At 70.5% G+C, this 20,053-nt stretch carries 19 protein-coding genes; 4 read left to right on the top strand and 15 right to left on the bottom strand.

Translation table 11 applies throughout. The features are described 5' to 3' along the window. Positions 1–2: 2 nt before the first annotated feature. Together pgk and gap are read right to left on the bottom strand one after the other, a co-directional pair. Entirely contained in the window at positions 3–1,190 is a 1,188-nt protein-coding gene (gene pgk / locus FAF44_RS21540; protein WP_272894824.1) for a phosphoglycerate kinase, read from the bottom strand. Between the two features lie 32 nt (positions 1,191–1,222). Then, positions 1,223–2,227 (bottom strand): type I glyceraldehyde-3-phosphate dehydrogenase, encoded by a 1,005-nt coding sequence (gene gap / locus FAF44_RS21535; RefSeq protein ID WP_237105022.1) that lies wholly within the window; start codon positions 2,225–2,227, stop codon positions 1,223–1,225. Between the two features lie 186 nt (positions 2,228–2,413). Between gap and FAF44_RS21530 the strand changes: the two genes are divergently transcribed. Next, positions 2,414–3,055 carry a hypothetical protein gene (locus FAF44_RS21530; RefSeq protein WP_237105021.1) on the top strand — a complete coding sequence of 214 codons (642 nt, stop codon included), beginning with the start codon at positions 2,414–2,416 and terminating at the stop codon, positions 3,053–3,055. A gap of 165 nt (positions 3,056–3,220) precedes the next feature. On the opposite strand, the gene whiA is transcribed toward FAF44_RS21530, so the two are convergent. The 7 genes from whiA to FAF44_RS21495 form a co-directional block, all read right to left on the bottom strand. Next, on the bottom strand, positions 3,221–4,201 hold the full coding sequence (gene whiA / locus FAF44_RS21525) for a DNA-binding protein WhiA (protein ID WP_090764931.1): 981 nt from the start codon (positions 4,199–4,201) through the stop codon (positions 3,221–3,223). A 71-nt stretch (positions 4,202–4,272) separates the two neighbouring features. Next, a complete protein-coding gene (gene yvcK, locus FAF44_RS21520; protein WP_308193355.1) occupies positions 4,273–5,214 on the bottom strand; it encodes a uridine diphosphate-N-acetylglucosamine-binding protein YvcK in 942 nt (313 codons plus the stop codon). Positions 5,215–5,258: 44 nt separating this feature from the next. After that, positions 5,259–6,125, bottom strand: coding sequence for an RNase adapter RapZ (gene rapZ / locus FAF44_RS21515; RefSeq protein ID WP_237105020.1), 867 nt, complete (start codon positions 6,123–6,125; stop codon positions 5,259–5,261). 61 nt (positions 6,126–6,186) lie between these two features. Continuing rightward, entirely contained in the window at positions 6,187–8,133 is a 1,947-nt protein-coding gene (gene uvrC, locus FAF44_RS21510) for an excinuclease ABC subunit UvrC (RefSeq protein WP_237105019.1), read from the bottom strand. Between the two features lie 75 nt (positions 8,134–8,208). Then, positions 8,209–8,673: a Rieske (2Fe-2S) protein gene (locus FAF44_RS21505; protein ID WP_237105018.1), complete on the bottom strand. Its 465-nt coding sequence runs from the start codon at positions 8,671–8,673 to the stop codon at positions 8,209–8,211. 45 nt (positions 8,674–8,718) lie between these two features. Continuing rightward, on the bottom strand, positions 8,719–9,189 hold the full coding sequence (locus FAF44_RS21500) for a Rieske (2Fe-2S) protein (RefSeq protein ID WP_237105017.1): 471 nt from the start codon (positions 9,187–9,189) through the stop codon (positions 8,719–8,721). A 104-nt stretch (positions 9,190–9,293) separates the two neighbouring features. Then, positions 9,294–9,701, bottom strand: a complete 408-nt coding sequence (locus tag FAF44_RS21495) for a Rieske (2Fe-2S) protein (protein ID WP_237105016.1) — start codon at positions 9,699–9,701, stop codon at positions 9,294–9,296. A 152-nt stretch (positions 9,702–9,853) separates the two neighbouring features. Between FAF44_RS21495 and FAF44_RS21490 the strand changes: the two genes are divergently transcribed. Then, positions 9,854–10,579: a DUF2306 domain-containing protein gene (locus tag FAF44_RS21490; protein WP_237105015.1), complete on the top strand. Its 726-nt coding sequence runs from the start codon at positions 9,854–9,856 to the stop codon at positions 10,577–10,579. Positions 10,580–10,924: 345 nt separating this feature from the next. Here the strand turns inward: FAF44_RS21490 and uvrA are convergent, their stop codons facing one another. After that, positions 10,925–13,765, bottom strand: coding sequence for an excinuclease ABC subunit UvrA (gene uvrA / locus FAF44_RS21485; RefSeq protein WP_237105014.1), 2,841 nt, complete (start codon positions 13,763–13,765; stop codon positions 10,925–10,927). 216 nt (positions 13,766–13,981) lie between these two features. Between uvrA and FAF44_RS21480 the strand changes: the two genes are divergently transcribed. Further along, the gene (locus FAF44_RS21480; RefSeq protein WP_237105013.1) at positions 13,982–14,746 is read left to right on the top strand and encodes a maleylpyruvate isomerase family mycothiol-dependent enzyme; all 765 of its coding nucleotides are present in this window, start codon (positions 13,982–13,984) and stop codon (positions 14,744–14,746) included. Then, positions 14,743–15,399: an MBL fold metallo-hydrolase gene (locus FAF44_RS21475; RefSeq protein ID WP_237105012.1), complete on the top strand. Its 657-nt coding sequence runs from the start codon at positions 14,743–14,745 to the stop codon at positions 15,397–15,399. Before FAF44_RS21480 ends, FAF44_RS21475 begins: the two co-directional genes overlap by 4 nt. 17 nt (positions 15,400–15,416) lie before the next feature. On the opposite strand, the gene FAF44_RS21470 is transcribed toward FAF44_RS21475, so the two are convergent. The 5 genes from FAF44_RS21470 to FAF44_RS21450 form a co-directional block, all read right to left on the bottom strand. Continuing rightward, positions 15,417–15,692, bottom strand: a complete 276-nt coding sequence (locus FAF44_RS21470) for a hypothetical protein (RefSeq protein WP_237105011.1) — start codon at positions 15,690–15,692, stop codon at positions 15,417–15,419. Between the two features lie 57 nt (positions 15,693–15,749). Further along, positions 15,750–16,583, bottom strand: coding sequence for a CDP-diacylglycerol--serine O-phosphatidyltransferase (gene pssA / locus FAF44_RS21465; protein WP_237105010.1), 834 nt, complete (start codon positions 16,581–16,583; stop codon positions 15,750–15,752). Next, complete coding sequence (locus FAF44_RS21460) at positions 16,570–17,181, bottom strand: phosphatidylserine decarboxylase (protein WP_237105009.1); 612 nt, start codon at positions 17,179–17,181, stop codon at positions 16,570–16,572. Before FAF44_RS21460 ends, pssA begins: the two co-directional genes overlap by 14 nt. A gap of 140 nt (positions 17,182–17,321) precedes the next feature. Next, on the bottom strand, positions 17,322–18,305 hold the full coding sequence (locus FAF44_RS21455; RefSeq protein ID WP_237105008.1) for a TerC family protein: 984 nt from the start codon (positions 18,303–18,305) through the stop codon (positions 17,322–17,324). 192 nt (positions 18,306–18,497) lie between these two features. After that, positions 18,498–19,574, bottom strand: a complete 1,077-nt coding sequence (locus FAF44_RS21450) for a glycosyltransferase family 4 protein (RefSeq protein WP_237105007.1) — start codon at positions 19,572–19,574, stop codon at positions 18,498–18,500. Positions 19,575–20,053: the final 479 nt, after the last annotated feature.

The following is a 20,053-nucleotide window of genomic DNA, read 5'->3' as shown; positions in this document are numbered from 1 at the left end:
CTTCAGTCCTCCAACGCCGCGAGTCCGGGCAGGGTCTTGCCCTCGAGATATTCGAGACTGGCCCCGCCACCGGTGGAGATGTGCGAGAAGCCGTCCTCGGGAAGTTTCAGCCTGCGTACCGCCGCCGCCGAGTCGCCGCCGCCGACCACCGTGAAGGCGTCGGAGCGGATCAGCGCCTCGGCCACCGCCCTGGTGCCGCCGGAGAACGCGTCGAACTCGAACACGCCCATCGGCCCGTTCCAGAAGACGGTACGGGCGTCGGACAGCTTGGCGGCGAACAGCTCACGGGTCTTCGGCCCGATGTCCAGGCCCTCCCGGTCGGCCGGGATGGCCGTCGCCTCGACCACCTCGTGCTCGGCGTCGGCGGCGAAGGTGACCGCCGCCAGCACGTCGACGGGCAGCACGAGGTCGACGCCGCGCTGGGCGGCCTCGTTGAGGAAGCCGCGGACCTGGTCGAGCTGGTCCTTCTGGAGCAGCGAGTTGCCGACCTCGTGGCCCTGGGCCGCGAGGAAGGTGTAGGCCATGCCGCCGCCGATCAGCAGCCGGTCGACCTTGGTCAGCAGGTTGGCGATGACGCCGAGCTTGTCGGAGACCTTGGCGCCGCCCAGCACGACCACGTAGGGCCGCGCGGTGTCCTCGGTCAGCTTCCGCAGCACCTCGACCTCGGCCTCGACCAGCCCGCCCGCCGCGTGCGGCAGCAGCTTGGGCACGTCGTAGACGCTGGCGTGCTTGCGGTGCACCGCGCCGAAGCCGTCGCCGACGTACAGCTCGGCCAGCGCGGCCAGCTTCGCGGCGAACTCGCCGCGCACGGCGTCGTCCTTGGACTCCTCGCCGGGTTCGTAGCGGAGGTTCTCCAGCAGGGCCACCTGGCCGTCGTGGAGGGCCTCGACCGTCTCGCGGGCGCTCGGCCCGGCCACGTCGGCGGCGAAGGCCACCTCCTGGCCGAGCAGCTCGCCGAGGCGGGCCGCCACCGGCCGCAGCGAGAACTCCGGGGCCACCTTGCCCTTGGGCCTGCCCAGGTGGGCACAGACGACGACCTTCGCGCCCCGCTCCACCAGGGTCCTGATGGTCGGCACCGACGCGCGGATGCGGCCGTCGTCGGTGATCGTCTCCCCGTCGAGGGGGACGTTGAGGTCGGCGCGCACAAGCACGCGCCGCCCCTTCACGTCGAGATCATCGAGCGTGCGCATGCTCATGCTCCTGTTTTCGTCGTCGCGGACGGTCAGAGGTCGCGGCCCACCAGCTCGATCAGGTCGGCGAGGCGGTTGGAGTAGCCCCACTCGTTGTCGTACCAGCCGACGACCTTGACCTGGTCGCCGATGACCTTGGTGAGACCGGCGTCGAAGATGCAGGACGCGGGGTCGGTCACGATGTCGGAGGAGACGATCTCGTCCTCGGTGTAGCTGAGGATGCCCTTGAGCGGGCCATCGGCGGCGGCCTTGACCGCGGCGTTGACCTCCTCGACGGTGACCTCGCGGCCGACCTCGACGGTGAGGTCGGTGGCCGAGCCGGTGGGGATCGGCACGCGCATGGCGAAGCCGTCGAGCTTGCCCTTGAGCTCGGGCAGGACCAGGCCGATGGCCTTGGCGGCGCCGGTGGAGGTGGGCACCACGTTGAGCGCGGCGGCGCGGGCGCGGCGCAGGTCCTTGTGCGGGCCGTCCTGGAGGTTCTGGTCCTGGGTGTAGGCGTGGATCGTGGTCATCAGACCCTTCTCGATCGTGAAGGTGTCATGAAGGACCTTGGCCATCGGCGCCAGGCAGTTGGTGGTGCAGGAGGCGTTGGAGACGATCGTGTGCTTGGCCGGGTCGTAGGAGCCCTCGTTGACGCCCATCACGATCGTGACGTCCTCGTTCTTCGCCGGAGCGGAGATGATGACCTTCTTCGCGCCGTTGTCGACGTGCGCCTTGGCCTTGGTGGCGTCGGTGAACAGGCCGGTGGACTCCAGCACGACGTCGATGCCCAGGTCGCCCCAGGGCAGCTTGCCCGGGTCGCGCTCCGCGAAGACCTTGATCGCCTTGCCGTCGACGGTGATCTCGTCGCTCGTGGCCTTCACCTCGTAGGGCAGCCGGCCGAGGATGCTGTCGTACTTCAGCAGGTGCGCGAGCGTCGCGGTGTCGGTCAGGTCGTTGACCGCGACGATCTCGATGTCCTTGCCGCTGGCGGCGACAGCGCGCCAGAAGTTGCGACCGATGCGGCCGAAGCCGTTGACGCCTACGCGGATGCTCACGGGAACCGAATCTCCTCGAACAGATGGCGGGCTGAAACCTCAACCACGAACCTTATCGGACCCAAATTGGTTTAGACCACTACAGGTACCGGCACTGTGAATCGCTGTTCATGAGGCACGTTTTGCGAGGTTCGAGTAAAGTGCCCGACTCGTCGGAGTAAATTCGTGCATTCTCTGGGGGCTGAGATGTCACATAAGCGGTCCGGCCTGCTGCCCGGACTCTTCATGGGCCTGCCGGCCGCGCTCGTCTGCGCGGCGGGCCTGGGGGCGGCCATCCTGTTCCAGCAGAGCCTGCCGGGTGCCGTCATGTCGTTCGGGGGCGGCCTGCCGATCTCGCTCGCGCTGTCGCTGCTGATCGCCGTCGTGGTGGCGCTCGCGACGGGCGCCGCACGTCCGAGCAGCCTCGCGCTGCTCCCGATCGCCACGCTGTACGCGGGCGGCGCCGTGGTGGCCGGCCAGGTCACCGGCAAGGCCATGCTGGTCGGCGCCGACCTGCGCGCACCGGACGGCTCCCCCGCCGGCGTGGGCGACGTCGGCCTGGACACCCTCAACGCCGGCCTGCCGGACGCGCTGTCGATGTACCGCGCCCCGCTGGCCGACTCGTGGGCCGCCTGGCTGTCCATCGCCGTGGCCGCCCTGGCCGCCCTCGCCCTGATCACCCTGCGGGTCCTGCGCGTCCGCCGCGCCCGGCGCGCCGAGGCCGAGGCCGACGCGCAGGCGCCGGAAACGCGGGAGCCGGAGTACCGGGCCCCGTTCGAGCCCGCCCAGCAACCCACTCCGAAGACCACGGCCGACCTGTTCACCCCCCGTAAACCAGCCGACGACTGACCCGCCGCGCACCCGGCCACGACGGTGTCCCGCACGTGAACCGGGCTCCGTCCCCCTGGACGGAGCCCGGTTCACGTGCGGCGGGCGGAGCCTGCCGCGCTCCGCCGTGACGACGTCAGAACCACCCGGACGGCGCCCGGCCGCGTGTGACGGCCGAGCCCCCGCCTACGGTGCGAGCATGTCGACCGTGAGATTGGCCTCGGTGTTGGGGATGCCCAGGTCGGAGGCGCGCTTGTCGGCCATGGCGAGCAGCCGCCGGATCCGCCCGGCGATGGCGTCCTTGGTCAGCGGCGGGTCGGCGATCTGCCCCAGCTCCTCCAGCGACGCCTGCTTGTGCTCCACCCGCAGCCGCCCGGCCACCACCAGATGGTCGGGCGCCTCCTCGCCGAGGATCTCCAGCGCCCGCTGCACCCGCGCGCCGGCCGCCACCGCGGCGCGGGCCGAACGCCGCAGGTTGGCGTCGTCGAAGTTGGCCAGCCGGTTGGCGGTGGCCCGCACCTCGCGGCGCATCCGCCGCTCCTCCCAGGCGAGCACGCTGTCGTGCGCGCCGAGCCGGGTGAGCAGCGCGCTGATCGCGTCGCCGTCGCGCACCACGACGCGGTCGACCCCGCGCACCTCGCGCGCCTTGGCGTGGATCTTCAGCCGCCGCGCCGAGCCCACCAGGGCCAGCGCCGCCTCGGGCCCCGGGCAGGTGACCTCCAGCGACATGGACCGTCCGGGCTCGGTCAGCGAGCCGTGCGCCAGGAAGGCGCCGCGCCAGGCGGCCTCGGCGTCGCACGAGGCGCCCGCCACCACCTGGCGGGGCAGCCCGCGCACCGGACGGCCGTGGTTGTCGATGAGACCCGTCTGCCGGGCCAGCGCCTCACCGTCGCGGTAGACGCGCACGACGTAGCGGGAGCCCTTGCGCAGCCCCGCGGGCGCGAGCACGAGCACCTCCGCCTTGTGCCCGAACACCTCTCCGATGTCCTTGATCAGCCGCCGTGCGGTGGCGTTGGTGTCGAGTTCGGCCTCGATCACGATTCTCCCGCCCACCAGGTGCAGGCCGCTGGCGAACCGCAGCAGCGTCGAAACCTCCGCCTTTCGGCAGCACGGCTTGAGCACCGGCAGGCGGCTCAGTTCGTCTTTCACCACACCTGTCATCGCCATGCGTGAGTCCTCTCCCCCATTCAGACCGGCACCTCCGAGTCTCTCGCACCTTCGCGCCACGCCGACCAGGATCAACGCTTCTGGAGGAAAATCTCGTCCAGGACGGAGGCAAGACGTCGTGGGTCATGCCTCGCGGAGCCGTCACCGGCCGCGACGTCGGCCATGACCAGGCGCGCGCCGAGCGCCGCGGCGGCCTTCTCCAGGGCGTCGAGGTCGTCGACGATCCCGGTGTCGGCGAGCACCACGTCGATCGACAGATCGGGTGCGTGCTGTCGGAGCACTTCCAGATGTTGCTGGGGGGAGAAGTCATCGGTCTCGCCCGGCTGCGGGGCGAGGTTGAGCGTGACGAGCCGCCTGGCCCTGGTCTCGTGCAGCGACCTGGCCAGTTCGGGCACCTTGAGATGCGGCAGCACACTGGTGAACCACGACCCGGGCCCGAACACCACCCAGTCGGCGCGCAGCACCGCCGCGACCGCCTCGGGACGCGCGGGCGGATCCTCCGGCACCAGCGAGATGGCCTGCACCCGGCCGGGGGTCAGGGCGCACGCCACCTGCCCGCGTACGGTCGAGATGACGCCGTCGAGCTCCACCTCGGCCAGGATGTCGAGCGGCACCGAGGCCATCGGCAGCACCCGGCCCTGCGCGCCCAGCAGCCGCCCGACCCAGTCGAGCCCGGCCACGGGGTCGCCGAGCAGCTCCCACAGCGCGACGATCAGCAGGTTGCCGACGGCGTGCCCGTGCAGCTCGCCCTCGCTGCGGAAACGGTGCTGGACGACCTCGCTCCAGGTGCTGCCCCACTCGTCGTCGCCGCAGAGCGCGGCCAGCGCCATGCGCAGGTCGCCGGGCGGCAGCACGCCGAGCTCACGGCGCAGCCGGCCGCTGGACCCGCCGTCGTCGGCGACGGTGACCACGGCGGTCAACCGGTCGGTCACCATCCGTAATGCCGAGAGGGACGCGTACAGCCCGTGGCCGCCGCCCAGCGCCACGACCGGCGGCCCGAACCCGGCGCGCACCCCCTCTACCGGGTACGGCGAAGCGGCTCCGACGTTCTCATCCGTCACTCCCGCCCCACATCCCGATGGCTGACCTGGACCTCCATGCCGCGGTCGCGCAGCCGAGCGGCCACCTGCTCGGCCATCGCCACGCTGCGGTGCTTGCCGCCCGTGCAGCCCACCGCCAGTGTCGCGTAGCTCTTGCCCTCGCGCGCGTAGCCGGTGGCGACCACCTGCAGGACCTCTTCGTAGGCGTCGAGGAACTCCTTGGCCCCCGGCTGCCCGAGCACGTAGTCGCTGACCGCGGGGTCGAGGCCGTTCATCGGCCGCAGTTCGGGCACCCAGTGCGGGTTGGGCAGGAACCGGCAGTCGACCACGAGGTCGGCGTCGACCGGCAGGCCGTACTTGAAGCCGAAGGACACGACGTTGAGCCGCAGCCCCGGCCGGTCCTCGCCGCCGAAGTAGGCGACGATCTTGTTGCGCAGGTCGTGCACGTTGTGCGCGGAGGTGTCGATCACCAGGTCGGCGTTGGCGCGCACCTCGCGCAGGATGCCCCGCTCGCGGGTGATGCCGTCGACCAGCCGCCCCTCGCCCTGCAACGGGTGAGGTCTGCGGACGTTCTCGAACCTGCGCACCAGCTCCTCGTCGCTGGCCTCGAGGAACACCACCCGCACGCGGACGCCGCGCCCTTCGAGCTCCTCGATGGCCGCGTTGAGGTCGGTGGTGAAGGCCAGGCTGCGCACGTCGACCACGGCCGCGACCTTGTCGGCCGCCAGCTTGACCTTGCCCGCCTCCTCGGCCATCGCGAACAGCAGCCCGGGCGGCAGGTTGTCGATGACGAACCAGCCCAGGTCCTCGAGCGCCTTGGCGGCGGTGCTGCGCCCGGCCCCCGACATGCCGGTGACGATGACGAACGCCGGCTCGGTGCTCATCGCCCCACCCCGGCACTCGGGCATGGACGTCGGACGCGTTTACCTTGGCATTCTGGCGAGATCAAGGTGACTCTCCCTTCAGCGTGGACACGATGACCTCGGCGATGGACGGGCCGATGCCGGGAACCTCGCAGATCTCGGCGGCAGTGGCCTCGCGTAGCCTCTTCACGGAGCCGAAGTGCTTGAGCAACGCCTGCCTGCGCGCCGGCCCCAGGCCGGGCACGCCGTCGAGCGCGCTCTCCCTCACCGTCTTGGACCTCTTGGAACGATGGTAGGTGATGGCGAACCTGTGTGCTTCGTCTCGCACGCGTTGCAGCAGGTAGAGACCTTCGCTTGAACGAGGCATGATGACCGGCTGATCGTCGCCCGGCAGCCACACCTCCTCCAGCCGCTTGGCCAGCCCGCACACCGACACCTCGTCGATGCCGAGTTCGTCGAGCGCCCGCTGCGCCGCCGCCGCCTGCGGGCCCGCGCCGTCGACCACGACGAGGTTGGGCGGGTAGGCGAACTTGCGCGGCCGGCCCGTCTCGGGGTCGATGGGCCCGTGGCCGCCCTCGCCGTCACCGTCGCCGCCGTCGTCGGCCGCCAGTTCGCCGGTCGCGGAGCGTTCCTCCAGGTAGCGGCGGAACCGGCGGGTGATCACCTCGTGGATCGAGGCGACGTCGCCCTCCTTGCTCTTGACCGCGAAGCGCCGGTATTCGCTCTTGCGCGCCAGGCCGTCCTCGAACACCACCATCGACGCCACGACGTTCTCGCCCTGCAGGTGGGAGACGTCGTAGCACTCGATGCGCAGCGGCACCTGGTCGAGGTCGAGCGCGTCGGCGATCTCCTGCAGCGCCTTGCTGCGGGTGGTCAGGTCGCCGGCGCGGCGGATCTTGTGCTGGGCGAGCGACTCCTTGGCGTTGCGCTCGACGGTCTCCATCAGCGAGCGCTTGTCGCCGCGCTGCGGCACGCGCACCTCGACCCGGGCCCGGCGCTGCTCGGTGAGCAGTTCGGCGACCGCCTCGTGGTCGGGCGGCAGCGCGGGCACGAGCACCTCGCGGGGCATCGCCTCGGGGGGCGCCTCGGCGTACATCTGCAGCAGGAACTGCTCGACCAGTTCGCCCGGCGTGCTCTCCTCGACCTTGTCGACCACCCAGCCGCGCTGGCCGCGGATGCGCCCGCCGCGGACGTAGAAGACCTGGACGGCGGCCTCGAGCGGGTCTTCGGCCAGCGCGACCACGTCGGCGTCGGTGCCCTCGCCGAGCACCACGGCCTGCTTCTCCAGCGCCCGTTGCAACGCCTGGATGTCGTCGCGCAGCCGGGCCGCCCGCTCGTACTCCTGCTCGGAGGCGGCCTCGCGCATCTCCTTCTCCAGCCGCCTGATGAAGCGGCCGGTGTTGCCCGCCATGAAGTCGCAGAAGTCCTCGGCCAGCGCGCGGTGCTCCTCGGGGGTGACCCGGCCGACGCACGGCGCCGAGCACTTGTCGATGTAGCCGAGCAGGCAGGGCCGGCCGATCTGCCCGGCCCGCTTGAACACCCCGCTGCTGCACGTGCGCACGGGGAAGACCCGCAGCAGCAGGTCGACGGTCTCGCGGATGGCCCAGGCGTGGGAGTAGGGCCCGAAGTAGCGGGTGCCCTTGCGCTTGGCGCCACGCAGGACCTGCACGCGCGGGAAGTCTTCGCCCATGGTGACCGCGAGGTAGGGGTAGGACTTGTCGTCGCGGTACTTGACGTTGAAGCGCGGGTCGAACTCCTTGATCCAGGAGTATTCGAGCTGCAGCGCCTCCACCTCGGTGCCGACGACCGTCCAGTCGACGCCGGTGGCCGTGGTCAGCATCGTCTGGGTGCGCGGGTGCAGCGCGGAGAAGTCGGCGAAGTAGGAGTTGAGCCGCTGGCGCAGGCTCTTGGCCTTGCCGACGTAGATCACCCGGCCGTGCGCGTCCCTGAACCTGTAGACCCCCGGGGATTCGGGGATCGAACCCGGCTTGGGCCGGAAACTCAAGGTGCTGCCCGCTGATCTCGCCACGTTGCCAGCCTAGTAGCCCGCACCGACAAGGTTGCCCGCCGTACTCTCTGCGCGAAAGCACGGCGGGCGCGCCTGCTAGGCCAGCAGGATCTCGTCGTTCTCGACCTTGATCTCCTGCGCTGACAGCGGCTTCTCCGCCGGGCCCCCGGTGACGGATCCGTCGGTGATGGCGAACCTGCTGTTGTGACACGGGCACACGATCGCGTCGCCCTCGACGCTGCCCACCGGGCAGCCCTTGTGCGTGCAGATCGCGCTGAACGCCTTGAACTCGCCCGCCGTCGGCTGCGTCACCACGACCTTCTGATCCTTGAAGACCGTGCCGCCGCCGACGGGGATGTCGGCGGTCTTGGCCAGGGCGCCGCCCGCCTGCGGTGCGCCGGACTGCGACGTGCTCGCGTCGGGCTGCGGCGCGCTCGATTCCGTGGCGGTGCCCGCCGTGGTCGTGTCGGTGCCGCCGCTGCACGCGGTGATCGCAAGCGCCAGGCCACCCGCTCCGACGCCGGCGAACACCGCTCTGCGGCTCTGAAGGTCATCTGCCATGTACTCACCCAAACGAACCAAGGTGAGAAATTCATGAGACTTCTCTCAGGCCAGCCTGATCTTGCCGCCGTCCACGTTGATCGGCTTCTCCTCCAGCGGCGATCCGGCGGGGCCGGCGGCCACCGAGCCGTCGGCGATGCTGAACTTGCTGCCGTGGCAGGGGCAGTTGATCGTCTTGTTGGAGACGCCGGCCACCGTGCAGCCCTGATGGGTGCAGACCGCGCTGAACGCCTTGAACTCGCCCGCCGTCGGCTGCGTCACCACGATCTTCTGGTTCTCGAAGACCTTGCCGCCCCCCTCCGGGATGTCGCTCGTGTCCGCCAGCGCCTTGGCCTTCGACTCGCCCTGCTTCTTCGGCGCGTCGCTCTCCGGCGCGTCGGACGACGGCTCCTGCGCCGGTTGCTCGACCTCCGCCTGCGTGGTCGGCACGCCGTAGCTCGCGCAGGCCGTCAGTACGGCCGCGAGCCCGGCGCCGCCGGCACCGAACATCACCGCGCGGCGCGTCGTTTCCGTCATTGTGCGTCCTCCCAGATCGGCTCTCGCTTTGAGGTACGGCCGGTGCCCCATGGCCGGTTCAGCGTGCCCGAGCCCAATCCGGGTGACTACGCACAATTACCGGTTCAGACCACCACGATCCCGTCGCCCTCGACCTTGACCTGGAACGAGGCCAGCGGGCCGGTGGCCGGCCCCTTGGTTGCCTGCCCGCTGTCGGCGGCGAACTCGCTGCCGTGGCAGGCGCACCTGATCACGTTCTCCTCCGGGGCTCTGACCGTGCAGCCCTTGTGCGGGCAGGACGCGCTGAACGCCTTGTAGACGCCCGCCGTCGGCTGCGTCACCACGACCTTCAGGTCACCGATCAGCTTTCCGCCGCCCACGGGCACCTCGGAGGTCTTGGCCAGAACTTTGCCCTTGAGGCTCGGCTTGTCCCCGGCCGCCCCTCCGCTGCCGCACGCGGTCAGCGCCAGCCCGCAGGCCGCGACACCGGTCGCGCCCAGCAACTCACGACGTCCCAGCCCGTTGTCCGACATGGCTCTGCCCCCGACTCCTGTCATTCAGGCCCGCACCCCGTGTCGCCTGCTGCCCCTCGCGGATGCGGCCGATACCAGCGTATTGACGACATCGCCCGGTCCGGTCAGCGGGTGGTAGGCGCGTGGTCAGCGGCCGACTCCACGCTGCGGTCATGACTCTTTCGACCGAACGGCCCCCTGCCTCGCCCACCCCGCCCGGCGGTCCCCGGTGGTGGCGACGGCCGTGGGTGGCGCCGCTGATGGTGGTGGCCGTGGCGTTCGTGGCGTTCTCGCTGCCGCCGTACCTGTCGCTGGACCCGGGGCAGTCCCGAGTGCCCGCCCCCGACTTCTTCCCGCCGCACTTCGTGGTGCTCTCGCTGCACGTCGTGTTCGGCTCGATCGCCATGATCACGTGCTGCCTGCAGATCTGGCCGTGGTTCCGCGGACGATACCCGCGCGCGCACCGGCTGCTCGGCCGGACGTACGTGTTCGCCGGCTGCCTGCCGGGCGGGCTGCTGGGGCTGGTGGTGGGCCTGGCGACGCCGTTCGGTCCGGTCGCGATGGCCAGCGACGTCATCCTGGCGCTGCTCTGGGTGGGCTGCACGATGGCCGGCTGGCGGATGGCCAGGCAGCGCAGGTTCGTCGACCACCGCCGGTGGATGGTGCGCAGCTTCGCCCTGACGATGTCCATCATCACCAACCGGCTGTGGGGCATGCTGTACACGATCGCGCTGACGCCGCAGTTCGAGACCACCTTCCACGGCGACCAGGTGCTCCTGGCGAACACCACGGGGTCGGCGGCGGCCTGGCTGGGCTGGACACTGCCGCTCCTGGCGGCGGAGTGGTGGCTGGAGCGCGGCGACGCCGCCAAACGCCGCCGCCGCACCACCCCCCGCTGACCAGCCCACCGCCAACCGCCCCGCGCTGACCGGTCCCGCACTGAACGGGCCCGCACTCAACGGGCCGTGTCGAACGGCCCAGACAGACCAGGCCCACACCGAACGGGCCATGCTGAACGGCCCGCACAAACCGGGCCATGCAGACCAGGCCCGTACAGACCAGGCCGTGCCGACCAGGCACGCACAGGGCGGGCCCGCACAGACCGGCGCGCGGCGCTGTCGCACCGCGCCGCACCGGTGGCCGCACCGGGCCATGCCCGGCCGCACACCCGAAAGCCTCAGGCCCGCCCCGCCGTCAAGGCCGGGCGGGCCTGGCCGCTCAGGTGCCGAAGGCGCTCGAAGCGCTCAGTGGGCGAGGATCTTGCGCAGGAAACGCCCGGTGTGACTGTCGTCCACCAGCGCCACCTCCTCCGGCGTGCCGTTGGCCACGAGCGTGCCGCCACGCGACCCGCCCTCGGGCCCCATGTCGATGAGCCAGTCGGCGGTCTTGATCACGTCGAGGTTGTGCTCGATGACGATCACCGTGTTGCCGCCGTCCACCAGCCGCCCCAGCACGCCGAGCAGCCGCCGGATGTCCTCGAAGTGCAGCCCGGTGGTCGGCTCGTCGAGGACGTAGATCGTCCGCCCGGTCTGCCGCCGCTGCAGCTCGGAGGCGAGCTTGACCCGCTGCGCCTCGCCGCCGGACAGCGTGGTGGCCGGCTGGCCCAGCCGCACGTAACCGAGCCCGACGTCGTTGAGCGTCTGCAGGTGCCGCTTGATCGCGGGGATCGCCTCGAAGAAGCCGAGGGCCTCCTCGATCGGCATGTCGAGCACCTCGGAGATCGTCTTGCCCTTGTAGTGGACCTCCAGCGTCTCCCGGTTGTATCGGGCGCCGTGGCAGACCTCGCAGGGGACGTAGACGTCGGGCAGGAAGTTCATCTCGATCTTGATGGTGCCGTCGCCCGCGCACGCCTCGCAGCGCCCGCCCTTGACGTTGAAGCTGAAGCGTCCGGGCTGGTAGCCGCGCACCTTCGCCTCGGCCGTGGCCGCGAACAGCTTGCGCACGTGGTCGAAGACCCCGGTGTAGGTGGCCGGGTTGGAGCGCGGCGTACGCCCGATCGGCGACTGGTCGACGTGGACCACCTTGTCCACCTGGTCCATGCCGTTGATCCGCGAGTGCCGCCCCGGCACCGTACGGGCCCCGTTGAGCTCCTTGGCCAGCGCGTTGTACAGGATGTCGTTGACCAGCGTCGACTTGCCCGACCCCGACACCCCGGTGACGGCGGTGAACACGCCGAGCGGGAACTCGATGTCCACGCCCTTGAGGTTGTGCTCGCGCGCCCCCTTGACCGTGATCTGCCGCTTCTTGTCGCGCTTGCGGCGCTTGGCGGGCACCGGGATGCTCCTGCGGCCCGACAGGTACGCCCCGGTCAACGACTCCTCGCTGCTGAGGAGGTCCTGGACGGTGCCGGAGACCACGACCTGGCCACCGTGCTCGCCCGCCCCCGGACCGATGTCCACGACCCAGTCGGCCGCCGCGATCGTGTCCTCGTCGTGCTCGACCACGATGAGCGTGTTGCCCATGTCGCGCAGCCGCACGAGCGTGTCGAGCAGGCGCATGTTGTCGCGCTGGTGCAGGCCGATGGACGGCTCGTCCAGCACGTAGAGGACGCCGACCAGGCCGGAGCCGATCTGCGTGGCCAGCCGGATGCGCTGCGCCTCGCCGCCCGCCAGGGTGGCGGCGGCGCGGTTCATGGTCAGATAGTCGAGACCGACGTCGAGCAGGAAGCCCATCCGGGCGTTGATCTCCTTGACCACCCGCTCGGCGATCTGCATGTCACGGTCGGACAGCTTGAGCTCGGCCAGGAACCTGGCGCACTCGCCGATCGACATGGCCGACACCTCGGCGATCGACCTGCCGGCCACGGTGACCGCGAGGCTGACCGGCTTGAGCCTGGCCCCCTTGCAGGCCGGGCACGGGATCTCGCGCATGTAGCCCTCGAAGCGCTCGCGGGTCGCGTCGCTCTCGGCCTCGGCGTGCCGGCGCTGCACCCAGGGGATGACGCCGTCGTAGGTCGTGTAGTAGGAGCGCTGACGGCCGTAGCGGTTGCTGTAGCGGACGTGCACCTGCTCGTCGTGGCCGTACAGCAGCGCCTTCTGCGCCTTCTTCGGCAGCCGGTCCCACGGCGTGTCGAGCGTGAACCCGACGGTGTGGCCGAGCGCCTCCATCAGCCTGGCGAAGTACTCGCTGGTGTGGCCGCCGGACCACGGGTGGAGGGCGCCGTCGCCGAGCGTCCGCTCGGGGTCGGGGACCACCAGGTCGTGGTCGACCTCCATCTTGGTGCCCAGGCCGGTGCACTCGGGGCAGGCGCCGAACGGCGAGTTGAACGAGAACGAGCGCGGTTCCATCTCCTCGAACGACAGGTCGTCGTACGGGCAGTAGAGGTGCTCGGAGTAGAAGCGCTCGCGGTTGGGGTCGCCCTCGGGCAGGTCGACGAACTCCAGCGTGATCGTGCCGCCGGAGAGCTGCAACGCGGTCTCCACCGAGTCGGTGAGCCGGCGCCGCGCCGACTCCTTGACCGACAGGCGGTCCACGATGACCTCGATGTCGTGCTTCTCGTACTTCTTCAGCGTCGGCGGCTCCTCCAGCCGCACGACGGTGCCGTCGACCCTGGCCCTGGCGAAGCCCTTGGTCTGCAGCTCGCGGAACAGCTCGGCGTACTCGCCCTTGCGCTGCCTGATGACCGGCGCGAGCACCTGGAACCGGGTGCCCTCTTCAAGGTCCATCACCCGGTCGACGATCTGCTGCGGCATCTGCCGCGCGATCGGACGCTCGCACACCGGGCAGTGCGGCTTCCCGATGCGCGCCCACAACAACCGCAGGTAGTCGTAGACCTCGGTGATCGTGCCGACGGTCGAGCGGGGGTTCTTGCTGGTGGCCTTCTGGTCGATGGAGACCGCCGGTGACAGTCCCTCGATGAAGTCGACGTCCGGCTTGTCCATCTGGCCGAGGAACTGCCGGGCGTACGCCGACAGCGACTCTACGTAACGCCGCTGGCCCTCAGCGAAGATCGTGTCGAAGGCCAGGCTCGACTTGCCCGAGCCGGATAGGCCGGTGAAGACGATCAGCGAGTCTCGCGGAAGGTCGAGCGAGACGTCCTTGAGGTTGTGTTCTCGTGCACCACGCACGATGAGGCGGTCTGCCACGGCGTTCCCGGAAGTCGAAAGGGCGGATAGGTCCACGGGGGATGGTAGACGGCGGCTCCGACAATTTCGGTGAGCAGCTTCGCGTCCCCGAAAATCCGTCCCTCACAGGTTACGGCCAACTTCCCCGCAGGACGGACCTGTTCCAGATTCAACCTCTTGACCTGCTCTTTTATGCCCACCCTGGCCCTGCCGCCCGAGATGACAGAATCTGCAGACATGACCGTCCTTGCCGCGTTGCAGGCCGAGCTGTCCGCCGCGACGAACCAGTTGCTGGCCACGGCGGCGTCACTCTCCGACTCCGACGTGCACGCTCCGTCACTCCTGCCCGGCTGGACCAGAGGGCACGTGCTCACCCACGTCGCCAGGAGCGGCGACTCCTACGTCAACCTCCTGACCTGGGCCAGGACCGGCGTCCGCACCCCGCAGTACGCCTCCTCCGAGGCCAGGGCGGCCGAGATCGAGGCCACCGCGGCCCGCCCGGCGGCCTGGCTCCTGGCCGATCTCGAGGACGGGGCCGCCCGCTTCGCCGCCGCCGTCCGCGACATGTCCGCGCCCGCCTGGTCGGCGACGGTCGAGGGGCTGCGCCCGCCGCCCCACCCCGCCTGGTACGTCCTGGTGCGCCGCCTGCGCGAGGTCGGCTTCCACCATGTCGATCTCGCCGCCGGGTACGGCCCCGCCGACTGGCCGGACTCGTTCGTACGCCGGGAGCTGCACGACTGCGTCCGCACGTGGCCGCCGGGACACGCCGGGATCGGCCGGCTCAGGCAGCTCATCGCGGACGGCCCGGCCGTCGAGGGCACACCACATGACCTGCTCGCCTGGCTCACCGGCCGGTCGGGGGGCGAGGGCGTTAGTCTGTTGCCCGTGGGGCAGTCGCACACGTCAGATCCCGGAGGCGCGAGTCTTCCCGAGCCGCCACCGTGGCTGTCGCTGACGGCCCCCGCTGATCTACCCGCGACGCCCCCGAAGGACTATCCATGACCTACACAGGTGACGTCCAGGTCGGCGGCCCCGCCGACGTGCGTGAGCTGCCCGCGCTGACGATCTCCAAGCTCGCCGTCGGCCCGTACGACAACAACGCCTACCTGCTGCGCTGCGCCGAGACCGGTGAGAGCCTGCTCATCGACGCCGCCGCCGACTCCGACCGCCTGCTGGCCCTCATGGCCGACCGGCCGGTCTCCACGATCGTCACCACCCACCAGCACGGCGACCACTGGCAGGCGCTGGAGCAGGTGACCAAGGTGACGGGAGCGCAGGTGGTGGCGCATCCGCTCGACGCGCCCGCCCTGCCCCTGCCCGCCGGCCGCACGGTCGAGCACGGCGACACGATCACGTTCGGCGCGATCACCCTGGAGGTCATCCACCTGCGCGGGCACACGCCGGGCTCGATCGCGCTGCTGTACGACGGCGGCCCGGCCGGCCACCACCTGTTCACCGGCGACTCGTTGTTCCCCGGCGGCGTCGGCAACACCTGGAAGGACCCCGAGCGCTTCGCCCAGCTCTACACCGACGTGGTGGAGCGGGTCTTCGACCGGCTGCCCGACGAGACCTGGATCTACCCGGGCCACGGCAAGGACACCACGCTCGGCGCGGAGCGCCCCTCACTGCCGCAGTGGCAGGCCAGGGGCTGGTAAGCCGGGCACGTCAGGCTTCATCGGCGCGCGGCCAGCACGCGGACGATCCGCTCGGCCGCGAGGGCGGGGTCGTCGGCCAGTCCGACGAGCTCGCCCCACGACCACCGGTAGAACCACCCGTCGGCGGCCGGCACGCAGTCCACGGTCTCGGCCAGCAGGACCGCGTCGGGGTGGTTGACGCGCAACGCGGGCGGATAGGGCCGCAGCAGGGTGGTCAGCCCGCGTTGCTCCAGTTCGGCGGCCAGCTTGCCGAGGTAGTACGTACGCGTGTGCTCGCGCGGCGTAGCCGACATGGCTCCATCAAAGCCGAAATATGACGAAAAATCCCGTCACTTGCGGAGCGCCGCGGGTCAGCCCTTGTAGTGCCCCACCCGCTGGGACTCCCTGCGCTGCTCGCGCTTGTAGAACAGCATCCGCAGCGGGATCGCCGCCACGAGCGCGATCTGCATGGTCGCCCCGATCTTGATGGGCAGGTCGCCACCTTCGGGCCAGGCCACCCAGAAGGTGAGGAACGCCACATTCACCAGGATCCAGCCGAGGACGACCGCGGCGAGCTGCCCCTTCGGCTTGGGGTACTCGATGCGGCTGACCATCAGCCAGGCCACGCCCAGCACGGCCAGCAGGGACCAGATACTCGGCTGGAACAGCAGCACGATGGAGATCACGGTCATGGCGCCCATCGGGATGGGCAGCCCCATGAAGTCGCCGCTCTTGGTCTTGACGCAGGCGAACCTGGCCAGGCGCACCACACCCGCGACGAGCACCGTCGCCGCGGCGGCCAGCACCGCCATGAACGGCACCTGCCCGGTGAAACCACCCCAGATCACGACCATGAACGCGGGCGCGAACCCGAAGCTGATGACGTCGGCCAGGTTGTCGAGCTCGGCGCCCATCGCCGAGGCGCGGAACCGCCGCGCCACGAGCCCGTCGAACAGGTCGCAGGTCGCGCCGATGAGCAGCAGCACGATGGCGGTGGCGAAATAGCTGGGCGCGGGCGTGAACCGGCCGCCGTCGACCTGGAGCTGCTGGATGGCGGAGTAGGCCAGCACGCACACCGCGAGGAACCCGCAGACGGCGTTGCCGAGCGAGAGGGAGTCCGCGGCGGACAGGCGGAACGCCTTGCCCACGGGCCCGCGGGGCTCGTCCTCATCCGCCTGCCAACTGCCGGCGTCAGCCGCGGTCAATTCTGGTCACCCCCGCAACTGTCTTCTCGCCCACGGACACCGCGGGAGAGATCCGTTCGGGAAGGTAGATGTCGACCCGCGAACCGAACCGGATGAGCCCGATCCGCTCGGCCTGCTCGACCTTCGCCCCTGCGCTCAGGTACGGCACGATCCGGCGCGCCACGGCGCCCGCGATCTGCACCATCTCGATGTCGCCCAGCGCGGTCTCGAAATGCCACACCACGCGCTCGTTCTGGTCACTGTCCTTGTTGAACGCCGGCAGGAACCCACCTGCGACATGCTGCACGGAGGTGACATTTCCCGCAAGGGGGGCACGGTTGACGTGCACGTTCAGAGGGCTCATGAAGATCGCCACCCGGGTGCGGCCGTCCGGCCACGGGTCGATGCTCTGCACCACGCCGTCGGCCGGCGACAGGACGCGCCCCGCACCCGGCGTGCGGTCGGGGTCGCGGAAGAACCAGAGCATGGCCCCGGTCAGAGCGCTCAGCGGCACCGCCGCGAGCGTCCATCGCCGGTCCCGGCGCGTCAGCAGAGCAGAGGCGGCCGCCGCGGCCGCCGTCGGGAGGAGCCACGGGGAGACCCCGCGCGCGAGCCTCATACGGCTCGGCTTAGCTGAATCGTCTGACACGTACAACCTTTGGTGGTGGACTGGACTGGGCGCTTTGCCGCGATGTTACAGAACCCGCGACAATTCCACGGCAAAACTACACAAACAAAGCGCCTCCAAGCCCCGTTCCGCTAGACCTGCTCCGGGTGCGGCTCCTCGCCCTTACGCGCGTCCATGCGGGCCTTGACCAGGCTCGCCACCGTGGTGATGACCATGGTGGCGCCGATGACCGAGAGCGACACCCAGATGGGAATTTCGGGCGCCCAGGAGACATGGCTGGAGTGCAACGCCTCCAATACGAGCTTAACCCCGATGAACCCCAGGATGAACGCCAAACCATAGCTGATGTACACCAGCCGCTGTAGCAGCCCGCCCAGCAGGAAGTAAAGCTGACGCAGCCCCATCAGGGCGAACGCGTTGGCCGTGAAAACGATGAAGGCGTCCTGGGTGAGCCCGAAGATGGCCGGGATCGAGTCGAGCGCGAACAGCAGGTCGGTGCTGCCGATGGCGACCATCACGATGAGCATCGGCGTCACCATGCGCTTGCCGTCGATCTTGACGGTGATCTTGGAGCCGACGTAGCCCTCGGTGGTCGGGAAGGCCCGGCGCACCCACCGGAGCAGGACGTTCTCGTTGAACTCGTCTTCATCGCCCTTGAGGTGCTGGCGGACGATGTTGACCGCCGTATAGACGAGGAAGGCGCCGAAGACGTAGAACAGCCAACTGAACCGCTCGAGCGCGGCGGCCCCGAGCGCGATGAACAGACCGCGCATCACGAGCGCGAGCAGGATGCCGACGAGCAGCACCTTGTGCTGGTACGCCTTCGGGACGGCGAACCGGCTCATGATGATGAAGAAGATGAACAGGTTGTCGACACTCAGGCTGTACTCGGTGATGTAACCGGCGAAGAACTCCCCGGCCCGGTCGGCTCCGGAGGTGCTCCACAGCAACAATCCGAAGGCCACCGCGAGGGCGACGTAGAACGTCACCCAATATCCGGCCTGCCGCATGGAGAATTCGCGGGCTTCTCCGCGGTCGACGATCCACAAGTCAATGGCGAGGACGACAAGGAGACCGCCGATGACGGCGATCCAGGCCCACAGGGGTTCAGTCACTCAGACCCTCCGGCATGCATGCTTCATTGCCGGAGGTCTCTCCCGCCCGTGCGAGCCACGGACCGGCAGCCCCGGGGGCCCCGTGGAGTGGGGCTGCACCGTGATGACGAGGCTGTCGCGAAGGGATACTCCCCTCCCTAACCCAGGCAGTATATGAGAACGTGTCCAGCGCGCGTAATCATCCTCAAGGCCTCACGCTCGGTACACCGCGAGCGCGTTCGCCAGGACCTCGTCGATTCCGGGCATCTCCCGCCCTCTCCGCTCGGCCGCCGCCGCCAGCGTTCTCGCAGTTCCGGGCACCTCCAACAGCTCCCGTACGGCCGCGCGGAACCCCTGCGCGTCCCCGTACGGCACCAGCCTCCCGGCGTCCCCGAGAATCTCCGAAATCCCTCCGACATCGGAGGCGACGGCCGGGGTTCCGGTCATGAGCGCCTCCCTGAGCGTGAGGGGCTGGCCCTCCCACCGGCTCGGCATCAGCAACGCCAGGGCGGCCCCCAGCAGGTCGGGCACGTCGTCGCGGTTGCCCAGCAGCACCACGGGCAGGCCCTCGTCGTCGATCCTGCGCTGCAACTCCTCCCGCAGCGGCCCCTCGCCCGCCACCACGAACAACGGCTCACCACCACGCCCACCGTCATCGCCCGCCCCCCACGGACCGGCCGCCACATCGAGCAGCGTCTCCAGTCCCTTCTGCTGGGCGAGCCTGGCGACGGTGAGCAGGATCGGCCGGTCCCCGGCTCCCAGCTCATCGCGGACCTCGCGACGCGTCCGCGTGGCAGCACGCGGCACGGGTGCCGCCACCACGGCCGCGCGCACGTCACGAGCCCCGAGGCGCTCCATCCGCGTGCCGAGGTCGGGCGAGACGACCAGGACGTGCCCGGCCCGCCGCGCCACGATCCGCTCCAGCACGCCGTACACGAGGCCCACGAAACCGCCCGCGGTCAGCGCGTTGTGCAGCGTCACCACCGGCCCCCGCCGGCCGAGCGCCGCCAGCGACCCGGCGCGCAGCCCGTGGGCGTGCACGACGTCGGCTCCCCGGGTCAGCCGCCGGATCGCCAGCACCGCCCGCAGGTCGTTGACCGGATGCGGCCGATCGGAGACGGGCACCTCGGCGAACCTGGCCCCCGCCCCGCCGAACGAGAACTGCTCCTCGACGCTCCCCGGGCCGATCACGACCACCTGGTGCCCTCGCCGCACGAGCCCGTCCACCAGCATCAGCACATGCCGCCCGGTGCCGCCCGACGTGGTGCCCAGCACGAAAGCCACCCGCACGCCCCGCTCCTTCCTCGTACCGCCATCAGATCCGGCCCGGATCGGCGGGCGGACGAGCCGCCCCTGACCGCTCCGGGCCCACAGCTCCGGACCACCGGCGACCTTCCAGCCCCATGACCCGTGGACACGCGATCGGCGCCACCCTCCCGGCTCGGCCGCGACGCCCCGTCAGCCACCCGAACGCCTCCGCCGCGCCGCCCGACGAGCCCGTCCGCACCAGCCCGCCCGGCGAGCCCATCCGGCGAGCCCGGCCGCGCAAGCCCGCCCGGCGAGCCTGCCCGGACGAGCCTGTCCGCACGAGCCCGCCCAGCGAGCCCGCCCGCGGGCCTCAGGCATTCGCGCCCCGCCGCAGCAGCCCGGTGACCGCCGCCGCGTCGTCCCGGTCAACCAAGGCCATGACGGCCCCGCCCACGACCAGTGCCACCACCGCGCCCAGCACGGTGGCCCCCACGTTCGCCCAGACACCACCGGTCCCGAGC

Origin of the sequence: Nonomuraea sp. MG754425 (assembly GCF_021699195.1) — a bacterium.
GTDB lineage: Bacteria > Actinomycetota > Actinomycetes > Streptosporangiales > Streptosporangiaceae > Nonomuraea.
The sequence above is the reverse complement of the archived record's forward strand: the minus strand, read 5'-3'. Positions and strand labels throughout refer to the sequence as shown.

Bases quoted from the DNA above. Each gene is read 5' to 3' on its own strand.
- pgk (WP_272894824.1), bottom strand. From the start codon at position 1,190: ATGCGCACGCTCGATGATCTCGACGTGAAGGGGCGGCGCGTGCTTGTG.
- FAF44_RS21530 (WP_237105021.1), top strand. From the start codon at position 2,414: ATGTCACATAAGCGGTCCGGCCTGCTGCCCGGACTCTTCATGGGCCTG.
- whiA (WP_090764931.1), bottom strand. From the start codon at position 4,201: ATGGCGATGACAGGTGTGGTGAAAGACGAACTGAGCCGCCTGCCGGTG.
- rapZ (WP_237105020.1), bottom strand. From the start codon at position 6,125: ATGAGCACCGAGCCGGCGTTCGTCATCGTCACCGGCATGTCGGGGGCC.
- FAF44_RS21505 (WP_237105018.1), bottom strand. From the start codon at position 8,673: ATGGCAGATGACCTTCAGAGCCGCAGAGCGGTGTTCGCCGGCGTCGGA.
- FAF44_RS21500 (WP_237105017.1), bottom strand. From the start codon at position 9,189: ATGACGGAAACGACGCGCCGCGCGGTGATGTTCGGTGCCGGCGGCGCC.
- FAF44_RS21495 (WP_237105016.1), bottom strand. From the start codon at position 9,701: ATGTCGGACAACGGGCTGGGACGTCGTGAGTTGCTGGGCGCGACCGGT.
- FAF44_RS21490 (WP_237105015.1), top strand. From the start codon at position 9,854: ATGACTCTTTCGACCGAACGGCCCCCTGCCTCGCCCACCCCGCCCGGC.
- FAF44_RS21480 (WP_237105013.1), top strand. From the start codon at position 13,982: ATGACCGTCCTTGCCGCGTTGCAGGCCGAGCTGTCCGCCGCGACGAAC.
- FAF44_RS21475 (WP_237105012.1), top strand. From the start codon at position 14,743: ATGACCTACACAGGTGACGTCCAGGTCGGCGGCCCCGCCGACGTGCGT.
- FAF44_RS21470 (WP_237105011.1), bottom strand. From the start codon at position 15,692: ATGTCGGCTACGCCGCGCGAGCACACGCGTACGTACTACCTCGGCAAG.
- FAF44_RS21460 (WP_237105009.1), bottom strand. From the start codon at position 17,181: ATGAGGCTCGCGCGCGGGGTCTCCCCGTGGCTCCTCCCGACGGCGGCC.